Annotated in this window: 17 protein-coding genes and 1 pseudogene; 6 read left to right on the forward strand and 12 right to left on the reverse strand. The window is 31.5% G+C overall.

From position 1 onward, the window contains the following. Positions 1-52 precede the first annotated feature (52 nt). The 7 genes from ACPWSR_RS16900 to ACPWSR_RS16930 form a co-directional block, all read right to left on the reverse strand. Positions 53-1057 (reverse strand): hypothetical protein, encoded by a 1005-nt coding sequence (locus ACPWSR_RS16900; protein WP_426349395.1) that lies wholly within the window; start codon positions 1055-1057, stop codon positions 53-55. Positions 1058-1229: 172 nt separating this feature from the next. Then, positions 1230-1445, reverse strand: coding sequence for a hypothetical protein (locus ACPWSR_RS16905; protein WP_426349396.1), 216 nt, complete (start codon positions 1443-1445; stop codon positions 1230-1232). A gap of 268 nt (positions 1446-1713) precedes the next feature. Further along, positions 1714-2004, reverse strand: coding sequence for a hypothetical protein (locus ACPWSR_RS16910; RefSeq protein WP_426349397.1), 291 nt, complete (start codon positions 2002-2004; stop codon positions 1714-1716). A 5-nt stretch (positions 2005-2009) separates the two neighbouring features. Continuing rightward, on the reverse strand, positions 2010-2711 hold the full coding sequence (locus ACPWSR_RS16915) for a recombinase family protein (RefSeq protein ID WP_426349398.1): 702 nt from the start codon (positions 2709-2711) through the stop codon (positions 2010-2012). Further along, positions 2693-4504, reverse strand: a complete 1812-nt coding sequence (locus ACPWSR_RS16920) for a hypothetical protein (protein WP_426349399.1) — start codon at positions 4502-4504, stop codon at positions 2693-2695. Before ACPWSR_RS16920 ends, ACPWSR_RS16915 begins: the two co-directional genes overlap by 19 nt. A 13-nt stretch (positions 4505-4517) precedes the next feature. Further along, entirely contained in the window at positions 4518-6506 is a 1989-nt protein-coding gene (locus ACPWSR_RS16925; protein ID WP_426349400.1) for an McrB family protein, read from the reverse strand. Beyond that, positions 6507-7883 carry a hypothetical protein gene (locus tag ACPWSR_RS16930; protein WP_426349401.1) on the reverse strand — a complete coding sequence of 459 codons (1377 nt, stop codon included), beginning with the start codon at positions 7881-7883 and terminating at the stop codon, positions 6507-6509. Positions 7884-8272: 389 nt separating this feature from the next. Between ACPWSR_RS16930 and tnpA the strand changes: the two genes are divergently transcribed. The 4 genes and pseudogenes from tnpA to ACPWSR_RS16950 all read left to right on the forward strand — a co-directional run bounded on the left by tnpA (position 8273) and on the right by ACPWSR_RS16950 (position 10585). Further along, positions 8273-8599: an IS66 family insertion sequence element accessory protein TnpA gene (tnpA, locus tag ACPWSR_RS16935; protein WP_426349402.1), complete on the forward strand. Its 327-nt coding sequence runs from the start codon at positions 8273-8275 to the stop codon at positions 8597-8599. After that, positions 8589-8861 (forward strand): IS66 family insertion sequence element accessory protein TnpB, encoded by a 273-nt coding sequence (gene tnpB / locus ACPWSR_RS16940; RefSeq protein ID WP_426349403.1) that lies wholly within the window; start codon positions 8589-8591, stop codon positions 8859-8861. The genes tnpA and tnpB overlap by 11 nt, the downstream gene beginning before the upstream one ends. Before the next feature lie 179 nt (positions 8862-9040). Then, positions 9041-10393, forward strand: a pseudogene (gene tnpC / locus ACPWSR_RS16945) (IS66 family transposase); the annotation flags it as partial. 33 nt (positions 10394-10426) lie between these two features. Continuing rightward, positions 10427-10585, forward strand: coding sequence for a transposase domain-containing protein (locus ACPWSR_RS16950; RefSeq protein WP_426351407.1), 159 nt, complete (start codon positions 10427-10429; stop codon positions 10583-10585). A gap of 181 nt (positions 10586-10766) precedes the next feature. Here the strand turns inward: ACPWSR_RS16950 and ACPWSR_RS16955 are convergent, their stop codons facing one another. Together ACPWSR_RS16955 and ACPWSR_RS16960 are read right to left on the reverse strand one after the other, a co-directional pair. After that, positions 10767-11213, reverse strand: coding sequence for a hypothetical protein (locus ACPWSR_RS16955; RefSeq protein ID WP_426349404.1), 447 nt, complete (start codon positions 11211-11213; stop codon positions 10767-10769). Between the two features lie 210 nt (positions 11214-11423). After that, the gene (locus ACPWSR_RS16960; protein ID WP_426349405.1) at positions 11424-12662 is read right to left on the reverse strand and encodes a restriction endonuclease; all 1239 of its coding nucleotides are present in this window, start codon (positions 12660-12662) and stop codon (positions 11424-11426) included. 742 nt (positions 12663-13404) lie between these two features. Between ACPWSR_RS16960 and ACPWSR_RS16965 the strand changes: the two genes are divergently transcribed. Then, positions 13405-13644 carry a hypothetical protein gene (locus ACPWSR_RS16965; RefSeq protein WP_426349406.1) on the forward strand — a complete coding sequence of 80 codons (240 nt, stop codon included), beginning with the start codon at positions 13405-13407 and terminating at the stop codon, positions 13642-13644. A 970-nt stretch (positions 13645-14614) separates the two neighbouring features. On the opposite strand, the gene ACPWSR_RS16970 is transcribed toward ACPWSR_RS16965, so the two are convergent. Then, positions 14615-15226 (reverse strand): DUF3841 domain-containing protein, encoded by a 612-nt coding sequence (locus ACPWSR_RS16970; protein ID WP_426349407.1) that lies wholly within the window; start codon positions 15224-15226, stop codon positions 14615-14617. Between the two features lie 162 nt (positions 15227-15388). Beyond that, complete coding sequence (locus ACPWSR_RS16975) at positions 15389-15931, reverse strand: tRNA (mnm(5)s(2)U34)-methyltransferase (protein WP_426349408.1); 543 nt, start codon at positions 15929-15931, stop codon at positions 15389-15391. 141 nt (positions 15932-16072) lie between these two features. Between ACPWSR_RS16975 and ACPWSR_RS16980 the strand changes: the two genes are divergently transcribed. Continuing rightward, positions 16073-16891: a TIM barrel protein gene (locus ACPWSR_RS16980; RefSeq protein WP_426349409.1), complete on the forward strand. Its 819-nt coding sequence runs from the start codon at positions 16073-16075 to the stop codon at positions 16889-16891. Positions 16892-16949: 58 nt separating this feature from the next. On the opposite strand, the gene ACPWSR_RS16985 is transcribed toward ACPWSR_RS16980, so the two are convergent. Beyond that, positions 16950-17090 (reverse strand): hypothetical protein, encoded by a 141-nt coding sequence (locus ACPWSR_RS16985; protein WP_426349410.1) that lies wholly within the window; start codon positions 17088-17090, stop codon positions 16950-16952. Between the last annotated feature and the right edge of the window lie 12 nt (positions 17091-17102).

The following is a 17102-nucleotide window of genomic DNA, read 5'->3' on the forward strand; positions in this document are numbered from 1 at the left end:
CCAAGTATAATTTATTAGTATGTTTCTAATATTTTTTGATACTATAAATTCCTTATAAAAACAGATTAATTTTAGGTGAAATGTTGTATACATCATCAGATTTTCTACGAGCAGCATTCTTCAATTCAAAACCTATTCCTTTTTCCATTAATACTGCATCTTTCCCTTTTAAATTAGCATAAAAGGTATATGCCATTTGAACGTCTTCATCCCAAGACTCCCATAACTCAGTACTTAAAACTATATTTTCAGAATACAAAGGCAACAGCAAACTTAAGTAAAATTTTAATTTTGACAATGAAGCTGTTTTGAGCTGCTGGAACAACATTTCATAGATACATTGCTCACTTTTAAGGCAGCTTAATAATAACCATGATTGATTAACTTCAGGAAAAACTGTAATAGTTACTCTATGCATAATTCCCTTCACTGTATGATTTATCTTCTTACCATTCATATCATACCCAGGTGCAATGTACGCATAGTCAGCAAATATAATCCGTTCTGGTATATTGATTACACATGTCACTAGTCCATCGAATGTACCAGCCATTATCTGTTCATCATAGTGTAACTTAATCAGTTCAAACTCTTTCTCTTTTAATTGGAGCATTCTATACATCCCAACCATATCCACATATAAAAATGCCACAGGATTCTCCTTGAAATTACTTTTAAAAATGTCAAAACCTATTTTCTGCTTATAATACTCAAAAATGAATGCCTTATATGCATATGTAAATTTCATTTCCTCGCTTGTTTCATCAAAATCCGGTGCTCCTTTTTCAATTGCTGCAAAAGCAGTATTATCATGTAAATCGCAAAAACAGGTCTCTGTTGTAGCGTCATTTGCGCTTGTTTTACTCAGTTCAACAATAAGAACCACTTCATCACCAGACACAGGAATAAGTAATGGTTTCTTTTTTGCATTCATCGTATATACATGACGATCAGTACCTGCTAAAAGCGAAATGATTTTATTATTTTGCAGTGCATGAGCTGCTTTTATTTTTCCTTTGCAATGTTCTTGATCAGGGTGCATACATAATTTCTTCATCGATGAACGCATCCTTTCCATTATCCGTATATCAACAGGTTTTGGGGATGAATCAACTACTTTCAATGCTCTCCCTTTACAACAGGAAGCAAATTTAATTCCACTTCCGCAAGGGCAGTTCTAATCATCTTTTATTTTTCTATTTCCAAACAAATGCTTAAGTTTTTCCATATTAATTTCTACCTCTAAAGCTATCAAGCTTGTTCTTACATATTTGCAATATTGTTCTTAAAAAAGCATTCATTACCCTAAATTCATTCATCTGGTTGAGTATATCGAAGGTGATTTCATAATCATAACTGTTTACGTTGCTCTTCATCTGATGAATTCTAACTATATTTTTTATTACAAAATCTTGTTTATAAGCAAAATATATCATATCCGCCATCTCTACTATTTATTCGAAGAACAATGCACCCTTTTTGCGATTTCATTTTAAAAATACGGGATGAAATACTATAGAAGTAACTGTCTTTATATACTGATATCCAATTTTTCATATAGTTCCTTTATAATATTAGATACTACTATTCCTAATACTTCATTTTTTTCCATTATAAGTTATTTAATTTCAAAATACAATCCTACTATTGCGCCCAATACAAATAAATATCCCACAGAGTATAATTCTGTAGGACACACTATATTTGTTCTCTCTATCTTTCTACATCTATTGATGTTTCTGATTTGAATTTAATCTCAAATCGATTATTATACACTGTTACCTTTTCGATAAACCTTCTTACAACCTGTTCATCATATTTCGAAACGTATCTAGACTGGCTGTTTATAAACTCTCTAAGCTCACTAATGCGCTTTTTTAATCCTTCCATTTCAGCGCCCTGAACCAAAGCCTCCTTCTTCACTTCACGTAGGCGATATATTTCATCAGCTACGCTGTTGTAATCCTTTTTAGTATTTACAAGCCTCAGAAGTTCTTTCTGCAACTCTTCTAGTCGCGCATCAATTCATTTACCAATGACTCACCTTCCTGCCTAATAACAGCCTCAATGTTCTCCTGCAGAATTGTAATCACTCTACTTTTGTCATCCAATACAAGATTAATGGCTTTGACCACTGCATTTTGCAAATTTATCTCTTGAATAGTTGGTGAATCACAACTTGTTGGACCATGTTCCACCCTGCTGACACATCTACATACAATCGAGTGTTTGCCTCTATTGTTCCATGCGATCCTGCGGTAGATGTCTCCACACTTTGTACAGTAAACAATGCTCGATAATGCGTACTTACCGCTGTAGACTCTTTTCTTCCGATCCGCTCCGCTGTCAAGATTCGCTCTCCTTACCATTTCCTTCTGAACCTGCATATAAAGTTCACGTGGAATGATAGCTTCGTGGTTGTTTTCTACATAATACTGTGGAGCAATGCCGTTATTCTTTACTCGCTTTTTAATAAGAAAATCCATAGTATAAGTTTTCTGCAAAAGAGCATCACCAATATATTTCTCATTCTGCAATATCTTCTTTAGAGTTTCCAACCTCCATCTTCCTTTACCAACCGCTGTGAGAATACCTTCAGCCTCAAGGCTTTTACCAATCTGTGCAAGACTTGCTCCTTTAGAACTAATATACCTTAATTTATTGCAGCTCTTTTTGATAGTATATTTGCGAATTAAAATAACTCCAAGCACTCTTTAAGTTCTTTCTTTAATTCATCATACCCGAAATGCTTGGTTATATCCTGATTTTCTAATGCTTCTACCTGAATAAAAGATAAGTTAATATCATTATAGTCGTAAATTATTTTCTTATCTTGTTTAGGATAAATGATTATTATTTCCTCTATAACTTCTCTTCTTGTTTTATTTTTTCCAGGCTTATTTTTATCATAATAACAAAAACTATAATAGTCTTTAGCGTGTTCTATTGCTTTTGTTGGTCCCTTACTACTTTGTAGATTTTTACTCATTGAACATTTTACTTCTACTACTGCCGCTTTTTTTAGCTCATGAGTTTCCTTATCAAATAAGCTAATCAATATATCTGGCTTATAATGTCTTGCACTCATTCTTATAAAATCACTTATGCCATTAGACACAACATCTATATTTTGCCTTATTTCCTTTTCATAAAACAGTTCGCAAATAATGTTATCTTTGCTAAAAATAATAGGTTCATTAGTTGGAATTTCACCATTAAATATTTCCTCGTTTATCATATCTCTAAGCCAACCGCTTTCCCAATCAAATCCATAATCTTGTAATATTTCTATTACCATTACTACCGCATAGTATTCAAAAAGTTTAGAAGTCTTTTTACTTGGAAAGTATGGCTTTCTATCTATGCTTTCGTTGTTTTCAAGCGAAATTAAATTTCTGTAAAAATCATAAATTACAAAATATCTGTTGTCTTTTAACATCTTTTGACTAACCTTAGTCAATGATAAATTACCAAATATCTCTCTAAACCACGTTTCATTTAAAAAGTGCAGAAATATTGCCTTTGTTTTTTCTAGATTTGATATTATATCAGTAATAAATGCTCTGTTTGATTTTAATTTATTTAATTCAGTTTCTATAAACTCTTTTTCCTTACGAACACTATATTTATGATCTGGACTTATAATTGAATCATTAAAAATACTGTTATGTTTCAATGTTATTTCTGTTAAATCTATTTCCTTTAAATAAATCTTTTTTGAAAATTCATTTAATATAACAATGTACTTACTTTCCATGTCACAAAGTATTTCAATTGTTTTATTTAATATTTTTTTAATCCATTGGTTTTCAGCTATATTTCTATTTAAAAATGTATGCTTTTCATAAACGACATCTGGAACGAATAAATTTTTATTTTTATTTATTCCTTTGGAACTTAACCACTTTTGACTTTTCATGTCCTGTCTCACTGAATAATGTTGTTCCTTATATAGCTTATCTATATCTGAAAGCGGATTCTTAATTATACTTTCAATAATATTAAACACTGTGTCTATGTTACTTATAATATACGAATACAATTTATTTAAAGAATAATCATTATCACCATATATATTCTTTTGTCCTGTCATTCTTTGTATATAGAGATTTTGAGAAAGTCCTACCATTACTTTCTCTAGTTGATTTCTAAGATTAATTAAACCATTCCATAATACTGAAGTAGGCTCAATCAAGTATAATCCATTATATATTCCATCTGTAGTAACCACTTGTATTCCAAAATACCCAGGAGTTAGCATAATATCATGGTCGCCTGCTCCAGATAAAACTAGAGATTTATCATTTGTAGTCAACTTCACCGGCATTTCAGATGTACTACTGTCTATAATTAGTATGGCATTAGGGTCTGTACTTTCAAATGATACAACTATCTTATTATATTCCTTAAATGTAGCAACATTATCACCTAAATCTTCTTTTGTAAATTCGTCAATTACTACTATTTGAGGATTTCCTATTGAATAATCATTTTTATTGTACACAAAAAAAGTCACCTTAGTTTGCATATCCATATACTCCTAGTTCTTTGGCTTTTCTAATAATCTCATTTTTTGTAAGTGTAAATGAACTAATTTTAGATGCTTTATCTGAATCAAAGAAGTTAAACAGTTCGCTATTTAAAGGGATATTATTATCTCTTTCTTTTATTAGACCAATTAACTTACCATATTGTTTTTCAGTTCCTTTTATTTTTGTAATAAGTCTCTGTTTAATTTGGATGTCAAATGCAACATCCTTTGACAAGAGTTTATTACCAATAGTATCTGATGGGATATTTAAAAGATATTCACCAATTTTTCTAGCAATTCTAAATGAAACACCCTTTTGAACATCATATTTATTTAATAAATTATGAAGTTCATCTAAAAATTCTATTTCTTCATGTGAATATGCTTCTATCCAATTATTATTTGCTGTCCATGATTGATATTTTGCAACATTATCACATTCAAAATTCCCATACGCTAAGCTTTTAAGACCTAATTCACTCATTTCAACTTGCAGTTTTGCTAATTTTTCTTTTTTTAAATTAATAATGTTTGCCCTATCGAGAAGCCTATCAGAAAAATCTTTAGTAGTTTCATCAATATTTACGGTCCCAATAAACTTTACATTATCATTAATTATTATATATCCTGGGTATGCCTTTCTGTTTATACAATGTGCTTCAGGACTATAAAGATATAATCTTCTTTCTTCAGGTCTTTGTTCTAAAAGGGAAATAAATGGAGCAAACCAATGCTCAACTTGAGATAGATTCATTTCATCAAATATTACTAAATGCATAAGATTAGAATTATTCTGAGCGTGAATAAGGAAATCAACTAGTCTTGTTTCAGATGGTATATATAACCCTGTGGTATTATTTAAAAATCCTAATATATCTCCTGGCTCAGTATATGATGGGCTTATAGGAAGAAACAATAATGTTCCATCTTTTTCCGATGCTTTTAACATTTTAGCATAGGAATTTGCTAATTCAGATTTTCCTGTACCAGACATACCCGCTAATATAGTTAATGGATTTGTTTTAACGCATATATGCAAATTTATTAAATCCTCTATTGAATAACATAAGTTATTGAGGATAGTAGTTTCTTTAAAAGTCTCAATGAATTCAAATTCTCCATTAGATATACTATTATTAGTATCATCATATATATTCTCATCCAATTTACTTTCAGTATATTGCAGTTCCTCTATAGAATCAGAAATCTTTTCAACTTTACCTTCATTCTCCATCTTGTATAGTAATTGTTTATCAATAAAAATAATATTATCTCCGCCACGTATTTCGCTATTACTTGTATCAATTTTTAAACGGTTTACTTTGTCTGAATACTTTTCACACATCCAAGCTTTAGAGTCACTAGAGTGTTTTGTCCATTCAGGAAAGTTGAAGTATAGATAATTGTTACAAATAATATATTCTGGTGGATACATTGCATGGTTAAAATCTTCTAATATAATGCTGCTTCCATCTAATAATTTCTGCTGAAATTCTGAGTTCCTCATATCTACTACAGGAATAGGTATAAACTCCATATTTTTATCAATTTTCACGTCGGGTTCAATATTAATAATAATTAAATTTTTATAAGTCTTGTCTTCCCTGGAAAATGTAATTTTAGGCTTAAACAATATAAGCTTTCCTTTTAACTTCTCATATAATATCCTTTTCTTCTCTCTAACATCTTGTGTAAATTTGTATGTCATAGGCTTAACTACATTATTTTGATCATTGTCTATACCAATATATAAAGGATTTGATAAGTTAGGGTCTATTATCTCAGTAATAGGTTGAGGATCTACACTCAATGGTTTAATATAAAATATCAAACTGTTGCTATTTTTAAGAGTTGTAATCGCCTCTTGTTCATCTCCTAAAGGTGGATAGTATGATTCTCCCTCAGCCAATATTCCGACCATATAACAATCATTTGATTTCATTAATCTAGCCCTATGTTCTTGTGAATACTCCATTTATATTCCCCCTAAATTATGTTCATGCTTCAAGATAGATATTTGTTCTATAAGTGTTTTTTCATTGTCAACAGGAATGACTCTATTTGTTATGCCACAATCTGCACAATATTTTTTAATCTCATTTAGTTTTCTAGTAGTAATCCCCTGCTGTTGTATATATACTGTTTTTATACCATTAATTTTTTCTTTCCATTTATCCGAGGCAATAAATACTACTTCATTAAATATTTTTTTTGTTATTTTAACATCCATATCACTTGAATATATTATTCCAAATATTTTTTTATTATTGGTTTCATTTAATCCAAATGCATATTCACAATATAGCTCCATTTCCTTAATGCTTCTCTTAAGTTCTTCACATTCTATTTTTTTATTACTTAATGATTGTTTTAGTTCACTGTTATTATTAATTAAAGTGTTTATTTTTTCCTTTTGTACTGCTACTTCTTTTAATTCTTCTTCGAGAGTATTTATTTTGTTTCGTAAATTTTCTAATTCTACTTCTTTGTTAGATATATCTTTTTGAGCATCTTTAAGGACTTTTTTATATTTTTTATCTGTTTCCTTTTTCTCTTGTTCAACTTTGATTATGTTTTCTTTAATAATATCTATTTCACGTAAGTATTTATTTATCTCACTTTCATCTTTTACAAATTTGTGTGTTGAAAACTTAAGTAATATCCCAATTAAAACATCAACAGTAAATACAGTTAAAATATCTTTATTAATATCAGAATGGGATTTAATATACAAATATTCTATTATAAATTTTTCAGGTGCATTAGTATTACTAACTTCTGAATATAAATCCAATAAAGTCCAATTCTCTATATTATCAATTCCCTTGATATCATCTTCGATTAAACCATTCTTTACTGCAATCGTGTAAAACTTATCCATCAATGAAATCAATTCTTCTTTATTATTTAAATATGCTACTTTATTAAAATATTCTAGAACCTCGCTTGCGGTTTGAAAGTTTAATCCAAAATCAAATATATATCTATTAGCCTCAATATTTTTTTCTATCATTTCTAAATATCCCTGCATCTTATCAGAAAATCTGAGCTTTAAATTCGCAAATTTTTTATAATCAGGTATCTGATCTTTTTGTTCATTTAGATAGTTAATAAGTTCTTTCTCAGTTAAATCCAATGGCAAATCCAATTTATGCCTTGAAATGCAAACCCAAAATGGATTATTCATTGTTTTCTTACCTTTTTTTACTTGTTCAATGCCTCTAAAAATGGTTTTAATTTTAGTTTTTTTTAATTCAAGGTTATCAGACATAACTCTTTTATTGCATAGTTTCAGTATATTATTAACTTCTTCTTCATCTATTAAACCTACATAAAAATCAATCTCATTCAACTAAATCCCCCGTTTCACTTTTACTACTTCAGATAACATATTTTTATTAGAAAATTTATAGGTTTTATTAAGTTTTAGTAAAGACTGCAGTCAATTATCATCACTCCCATAAAGCAAATTTACATTTATCTTAATTGTAACATATTATTTCCATTTATACATATTAGTAACTTACTATACAAAATTTATACTATAACTTTTACTGCTATAATAGGATTTTTATTGTAAGCGCTTTACAATATGGTGCCTTACTTCTATAACTGATCCATGAGATAATTTTTCCATAGATTTTAGAGTTTTTTGAGTTTTTCAAGTTGAAAAACTTGAAAAACTCGGGATAGGAGTTGATAATCCTGGATTATGTTACAGAGGTAAAGAGCAGTTTCCGTATGGAACAGTGGAAAAAAATCATTTCAGATTGTCAGAACAGCGGCTTAAAGGTTGATACCTGGTGCGAGCAGAACAGTGTCAGCCGAAATTCTTACTACTATTGGCTTCGTAAGATACGGGAGCAGTCCTGTCAATCATTATCGACGGAACAAGTTCCGGCTATCGCAGAAGCTCCATTTGCCAAATTAGAGTTTCATGATATTCAGCAAAGCTCACATTCTGGAGTGATTATACATTTTCCTTCTGCAACCGTAGAAATCAGAGAAGGAACCATCCGGCAGACCGTCGAAGCAGTACTGTCAGCATTTAAAAAATATGTTAGGTGATATAAAGGCTGCCAAGGAAATCTATATTGCCTGTGGTTACACGGACATGAGGAAATCCATTGACGGCCTTGCCGCTATTGTGCAAGGTCAGTTTCAAATGGATCCATTTTCGCGATGCCTCTTTCTATTCTGTGGCAAGCGCCGTGATCGCATAAAGGCTCTCATGTGGGAGGGCGATGGCTTTGTTCTTCTATATAAGCGATTGGAGAATGGCTCATTTAAGTGGCCTCGCAATAAGGATGAAGTCCGCACTGTTACCTAGAAAGAATTTCGATGGCTCATGGAAGGACTCGAGTTGGAACAACCAAAAGCGATAAAACCTGCTACTCCAGGTGCCTTTTGCTGATACAAAAAAGTGATATAAAGTGGCTTGTTTACTGGATTTTCGACGCTATTTATGGTATAATATTCCTATAAAAGAAGTGATGAGGGAATAATGTTATGGATACCAGGGATGCTTATATTCACCAACTTGAAAACACAATAAAAGGCCTGCAGGATCAGGTAAACAATCTGGTTGAGATAATACACATCCTTCGTAAGGAGAAGTTCGGTCCTTCTAGCGAAAAAACTCACAGACCAGATGTAGAAGGTCAGCTATCTCTTTTTAATGAAGTTGAAATCGAAGCGCGAGCTGCCGCTCCAGAACCTATATCACGTGGAGAAAAAGGCTATGTTCGTCAGAACAAGCGCACCAAGAGAGAAGAGCTTATCAAGGAACTTCCTGTAAGGGAAGTTCTCTGCGAATCTGCTCCAGAAGATCAATATTGTATTCAATGCGGCACTGACCTCAGACCTATAGGCAAAGAAATAGTCCGAGAAGAGCTCGAGTATATCCCTGCAAAGCTTCAGATAGTTCGTTATGTAAGGATGTCTTATGAGTGTCCTAAATGCAAGCACTCTGAGCGTCCATATATTCAGAAAGCCCTGACTCCATCTTCTCTTATGAGTCACTCTCTTGCTTCCCCAAGCTCTGTGGCAAACGTTATGTACCAAAAGTACGTCAACAGCGTGCCACTTTACCGACAGGAGAAGGACTGGGAACGTCTTGGCATAGCCCTTACCCGTGCTACCATGGCAAACTGGGTTATCCGCTGCTCGGAAGACTATCTCAAACCTGTAACAGAACATCTCCGCAGAGAAGTTCTGAAAAGGGATGTCATCCACTGCTACGAAACTCCAGTTTAGGTGCTGAAAGAGAATGGCAAAAAGCCGCAGACGAAGTCCTATATGTGGGTCTATCGTACAGGCAGCGATAATAAAGCCCCGATCATTCTCTATGATTATCAGCCTTCCAGAAATGGCGACCATGCGGTGACCTTTCTGAAAGATTTCATTGGCTATGTCCATTCTGACGGCTACTCTGGATACAACAAGCTGAATAGAATTGTTCGCTGCGGGTGTTGGGTTCACAAAAGGCGAAAATTCATCGAAGCTATTCCTGGCCGGAAGGCCAAGGACGCTCCTCTTACCAATGCAGAAATCGGAAGAGACTACTGCAATAAACTTTTTGAAATAGGGAAGGAGCTAACAAACCTTTCTCCTGATGAAAGATACAATAGGCGTCTTGAGCTGGAAAAACCAGTTTTAGAGGCTTTCTGGTCATGGCTTGAAAGCCTGGTCGTGCTTAACGGATCTGCTCTTGGCAAGGCTGTTACCTATGCGAAAAATTAGAAGCCATACCTGGAAAATTATCTTCTCGATGGAAGGTGCTCTATTTCTAACAATACAGCTGAAAACTCCATACGGCCGTTTACTGTAGGAAGAAAAAACTGGCTGTTTTCGGATACACCTAAGGGTGCTTCAGCAAGTGCAGCTGTATATAGTATAGTTGAAACCGCAAAGGCTAATGGCCTTGAAATATATACTTATCTTGAATATTTACTTTTGTACATGCCTGATTGTGACTGGCAGAATCATACGGAAGATCTTGATGATCTGATGCCTTGGTCAGAAGTTGTACAAACAGAATGCAAAAAACGATAGTTAAGACTGGCTGAGGCTGGTCTTTTTTATTTTGCTAGGCACTCTTTTATTGAGCGCTTACAATTTAACTCTAGATTATTTTTTCATAGTATTTGTGAATAGCAACATAAAAAGATACCGTAAAATTCATTGCTGAAGAATACGGTATTGTACTTGTCTTAATATTTATTTTCGTAGTTGACTAAAACACTAACCATTTCCCTTTCATTTCTTTTTCACTTATAAGTTTATAATATAATACCTCATTAAAATCATCAAAATGTTCTTTACCGTTTACTACTATTTTATTATTTTGAGTGTGACAATAAACATTTCCTCCAAATTCAATACGTTTAAAACCCTCAAATGTAATTAATTCATCAGTTGACACTTTAGGACTAACTATAGTTTTATCATTTTGATTAAACTCTCTTAAAGCCTCTTCATAGGACATTTCTGTGACTTTAGAAAGAACTTTTTCTTTTCTTGAAATAGGATAGTTATTTATACTTATTCCTTTTTCATTATTATCAAAGATATTATCAATACTTATTGCGTCATCAGATAAATCTAATATAGCTAGACCATCACACCATTTCCCTACTACATCTTCAACAATCAGTTCGTAAAAAGATTTTTTTTCTTCCATTACTTTCTCCCCTATATTAAAATAAATTTTCACAACATAATAGAACAACCGAATAATATTATGTATTATTGTATAATCGTAAATATGATACGGTTTAGGGTTAAATGTTATTAATTTTATTTATTTAAATATTTACTTTAATATAGATAAAATAAAAGGATTCTACCAATTAAGAATCATTTTTTGTTCTTATTTATAACTTGGCTTTAGTTAAGACAAGTTAAGCAGATATTTAATCTTTCTTAAATCCTCTGCAATATCAATATCTTTATAATTATTTTTAAGGATATCTTTCGTTATATAGAATTCACTATCATATTTATAGATGTATTTGTCTTTACTGATATGCGGGAGGCTGATTGATGAAAAGGTGTTATTATCTATACTTTTAAGGATTGAGATGTTTTCTGCACAATCTATTTTAAGAGCAGTTAGTAGGTCTTTTGGGGCGGTTCTAGAGGATAATATATATTGTAACTTATTCCTACTCTTACTTTTTATATCTTCTTGAACTTCTTTTATGGTTTTCTTCTGATAATTTAGCATTTCTCGTATATAGCCTTTTCCTTCTTTAAACTTATATACATGAAATATTATATAGTATGCTGTCAGTAACCTGTAATAATTACTGACTCCTAAGTAAGGAGAACAATTTCGTGGTACCTCTTCCTTCGAGGGATTATAATGCTTCGATTCCCCAAAGTGTATGGAGATATGTTTATTAAAAAAGCCCGTTCTTAGTGCAATATCTACGGATTTATAGAGCTCACCCTTGAGCATGTAAATGTAGCAATTAATAAAGTTAAGAATTCTTTGCTCATCTGTATACTTAATTCCCTTTTTATAGAATCTACTTAATATCTCATTATTTAGCTCGATATATGAATCATAAAGATAGCCGATGTTTTTATCTGAACAGTTTGAAATAAAATAATTGTGATAGAATCTTCGCATTTCTACATATGACAGTAAGTCGCTCCTGTTCTCTTCAATTCTCTTCTTCAGATAAATATACTTATCTTTATCAAAATTCGTTATAGAGGTGATGCCATTCGTCTCGGTGGTCACGGCGACTGTATCAGAAACTACATTATACTCTTTGAGAAGGTCTATAACAGTAGGCCCATTTACAAGCTCTAAGTTTTTTCCTTCAGAAAATTTTATAGCCTCCTTAGTGAATGTTGAGGATGTTATTATTATACCCTTATTAACTCTTTCGCTCGATACAAGCCCATACATTTCTCTTATAACAGGTACTCCTACTGGACTTGCCCAGTTTTTGCACTGAACTAAGTATTTTCCTCCGATTATATGCTTGTCTAGGTAGAGAATTATATCAACACCTCCGTCTCCAGTAAGAGAGGTTGTCTCAATCTGAAATCCCATTTTAATGAAGAGGTTGCTCATGAGAATTTCAAACTCATATCCATTTAACTTAGTAAAATCCATTTATATCACCACTTATTAAATATTTCGTGTATGTTTGAGAATAGCATTTATATCTTTTTATAAGATATTGTTATTTTATATTAAATACTAAAACAACCTAATATCATTATGCATTAATAATATAAAACTGTAAATATAATGTAAATACCTTCTCTTAATATAAGTATTTTGCCTCTGTACTGATATGAGTAGTATGAGTTTTCCATGGGAGATGTTTAATTCTTGTTATATTCCTTTCAATACTATTCAATCTATCTTAGCTGCGATTGTTGTATGTAATAGATTACTCATTATTGTATTTTCTCACATTTCAATATTAGTATTATTACAAATCTAACGTGATTTTTCTGAGACTCTATTCAAAGAGGTAATCATTATATACCCTGTTGTTAAATAATATTTATAAGTTAGCATTCCTAAGTCTCATCACTGATACACTCAAGATTTATCATTTGCTATAGAGAATCTTTTCCGATCATTTAATGATCTAGATAAATTCATATTCTTTACCGTACGATTCAATTTTTTAAAAATATTTATGTCGTATTCTTAAATTACGTATTATTTTCAGATACTATAATTTCCTCAGTAAACCTTTCAACCGTCTCTATATGTTATGCTATACTTAAAGAAGAGAATAATAACGAAATGCCTTCTTATATTATGACTATATTGTATGCAAATATGAATAATCGCTATTATTCCTATTTATATTTTAATGATAGAAAGGGAGAGATTTATTATGGGAAGACACAAACAAATGCCTGGGAGAACTTATAAAATAGTATCTCAAAATAGTAGTGAAGCTATCGTAGATTGCACATATCTTTGTCCTTATTGCGATCAAGAAACAACTGTGCAAATAACTGTTAATTCGGATGGATTTGATTTAATAGAAAGGGGTGGTTTCTATGAACCACTTACATGTGAATATTGCAATAAAACTACAGATGTTAGATTTTTTAAAGGCAATAAGATTTAATTATAAACTCTAACTTGCAAAAGTTATATTATTTAAAACCAGTAGAAATATCTTTACTGGTTTTTATATTTAGCAGTACATGAATATATAATAAAATAAGTATATTTAGGTTTATTATAGTTATATAATATCTGGAGGCTCAGGAATTTTATAAAATTCATATAGAAAACCATTCCTATTCAAGTCAAGAAACTCGTAGGCGTATTCTTTACCGAATTTATTAATAGCATTTATAAATAGAAGTACTTTTTTATGAAGTCTAGATGAAGCTTCAACCTTTATAAAAGTACTTTTATAATTCTTATATTCGTAAATATCATTCAGGAAAGATGAACATAATGACCTCAGAACATAAGTTGTTGGGATACTATATTTACATTCTGTACATTGTTTTTCAGAGCATTTACATTCTCTTTCATTTACTAAGCATTGTAAACACAGTCCTATATCAGGAATGTGTTTTAGGTAAATATCAGTGGCGATACTGATACACTCTTCTAGGGAATGGGTGTAGAACATAGAATCAATACCATTATCCATAGATTGAAAGTAATATATCATTCTACAAATAAACTCGAGTTTAAATGGGTTATTAAAATGTTGTTTTATAGTTATTATATCTTTTGTGTTTCTTCTAATATTACGAGGTTCCCCAACTATTAAATTGAGGATTGAATTAATTATGAATCCCCCCTTTGGAAGAGGGCAAATGATAGTTGTTCAAAATAGTCAATTAACTCAGTTACAAACGGAATTTTGCTGCTATATCTGTGATGATGTGGAGTATTCCTAATAATTTTACTGACCTCCATTAGATTAACTGTCTCTTTATCTTGAGAAAATTAATAACAGAGATCTTATATTAGCTGGTTTACTTGATTTTGCTGATCATTTACAATCTCTCAATCTTCATTGATTTCTAGTCCAAGCCTATCATCAATATCGTATCCCCTCTCTACTGACCTCCATTTTAATTCCACCATTGCTTCGCAATAAAATGCTCTACCTTTATTATCTGTTCAGCTTGTAATTCCCAAAAGGTGGCTTGTATTAACTCACTACTTGATGAAGAATTCCATTTGGAGTAATGTTCATTTACTTTAAATATCTGTTCCCTAATTGCATTAAGACTATCATTTTGCTTACTTAGGTCTAATATATCTTGATATTCATAATCTTTATCTTTAAGTTCTTTACAGAATGTGTCATAGTCTTCATCGTTAGCCGAAATATAATCATTATTTAGTACAAAATTCCAATCATCAAAATCAGACAGTAATATCTTACTTTCCTCTATTTCAAATTCTATCTGAACCATTGGAGTTCCAGGCTTTGCATAACCAGAACAGCGTAAATCTCTCCTCTTCTGCTTTCCGTCCCATTCATACCAAGCCCAAAGAGGATATTTTACGTAATCAGGCTTATTCCCTATGCGCTTCTCCATTTGTTTAACCATCCAATTACATGCCTCTTTAAAATTTTCATCATATAATAAATGTTCATCATTAACATATAGGATTCCGTTTTCGGCTAACGATTCATATGCTTCTTTATGCTGAAGTGTCCATAATTTAATTTTCATTTCAGTATTATTACATCCTTTTTATATAAAGTACAGTAAAAATTATATTATATAGTAGAAAGTAATTCATATTAACTACCTTCAGATTTCAAAGTATCGCCACCATCACCCTTTTTCTCTTTTTCCGCTTCCTTTTCAACTTCTAGAACATGCTCTACAATATTATTTTTTCTCAATTACAGCTAACTTTGGTGAAATGGCAGATCTATTAATATACTCATGAAGCATAACACCATATGTATCCTTTGGAAGTGTCCTAAGATAATCAAGAATTACACTCTTTTCATTTTTCCCTTCGTCATGACCTACATATATTGCAATAGTGATTATTCCTCCTGATTTTAGTAGTGAGAGTGCTTTTTTTATACTTACTAAAGTTGATTGGGCCATAGTAGTTATTTCTTTATCCTCACCTGGACAGTAGCCCAAATTATACATAGCACAATTAATCTCCTCTTTAACATATTGATCTAGCTTATCATGTGTATCACATAGTAAAACCACTTGTTCTTTTTCCTTTTTCATATAAGCATCTACAAGCTTCTTTTGAATGTCCATAGAATAAACTCGTAAAAAGTTATCTGACAGGAAATCAGTATCATACCCATTTCCTAATGTAGCATCCACAGCTACTATCTTTTCACTACAGTATTCCTTTATTATATTTTGAGCAAGTGCACTAATATCACCAACATAATTGAACATTTATCATAGCCACCTTTATTTTAATATTTTTATATAAAACTTAGTTTACATAATTTTTATTAAGTATATTATTTTATAAATTGAACTTTTAATGTATACTTATTTTATTAAACAAAGGATTATAAGTAAAGGAGATAGATAATGGAACAGCTTTTATTTGGAATATCAGGATTACCCTTAGAAAAGGACAAAATGAAATTCAACTATGCTTCTGCCATAGAGTATTTAAAAGAAATTGGAATAGACGTGATGGAATTTCCTTTTGTTCGAAGTATAAATGTTACTGATAAAAATAAAGATGCCATTCTGGCTAATAAAATAAAAAATAACTTTCACCTGACAGCCCATGGGTCATACTACATAAATCTAAATGCGAAAGAAGAAGAAAAAATTACAAAATCTCTAGAAAGGATTATTAACGGAGCCAAAGCCCTTCTAAAAGTAAATGGGAATAATATAGTATTTCATCCGGGCTATTATTTAGGTGATAGTAAAGAAAAAACCTATGATACTATAAAACACAACCTAGAAAAACTCCCATATATCGGCGTAAACTATAGATTGGAAACCACAGGCAAGGCTACTCAATTTGGAAGCCTAGAGGAAATAGTATCTATATGTAGAGAGGTGCCTTTATGTAAGCCCTGCATAGATTTCGCCCACATCCACGCTAGAGATAACGGCTGTTTAAAAGATCAAGATGATTTTAATAGGATCCTTGAATACATCGGCGACAATCTAGGGAAAGAAGCTCTATCAGAAATGCACATACATATATCAGGAATAAACTATGGAATTAAGGGTGAAAAGAATCATCTACCTCTCCAGGAAAGCGACTTTAACTTTATGGCATTTATGAAGGCATTAGTAAAATATGATGTAAAGGGCTATATAATTTCTGAAAGTCCAATCTTAGAAGAAGATTCTCTTCTATTAAAAAGTATATATAATCAAAGCTAATGAATAAGGGCCATCGCTAGTAATATAACATACTTCTAGCGAAGCCCTTATCTTTTAATTACTTGCTCAGTAATAACAGCAGTATTATTAAAGAAGTAGGATTATTAAATATATCTCCACCAAAATTAGAAAATCCATTATTTCCACCCCATTGACAGCAATTGTTACAGCAGGCGGAAGGTCTACATCTTCTTGACATATGCTCATCTCC

This window comes from Alloiococcus sp. CFN-8 (genome assembly GCF_049943125.1).
Classification (GTDB): Bacteria; Bacillota; Clostridia; order Clostridiales; family Clostridiaceae; genus JAEXZL01.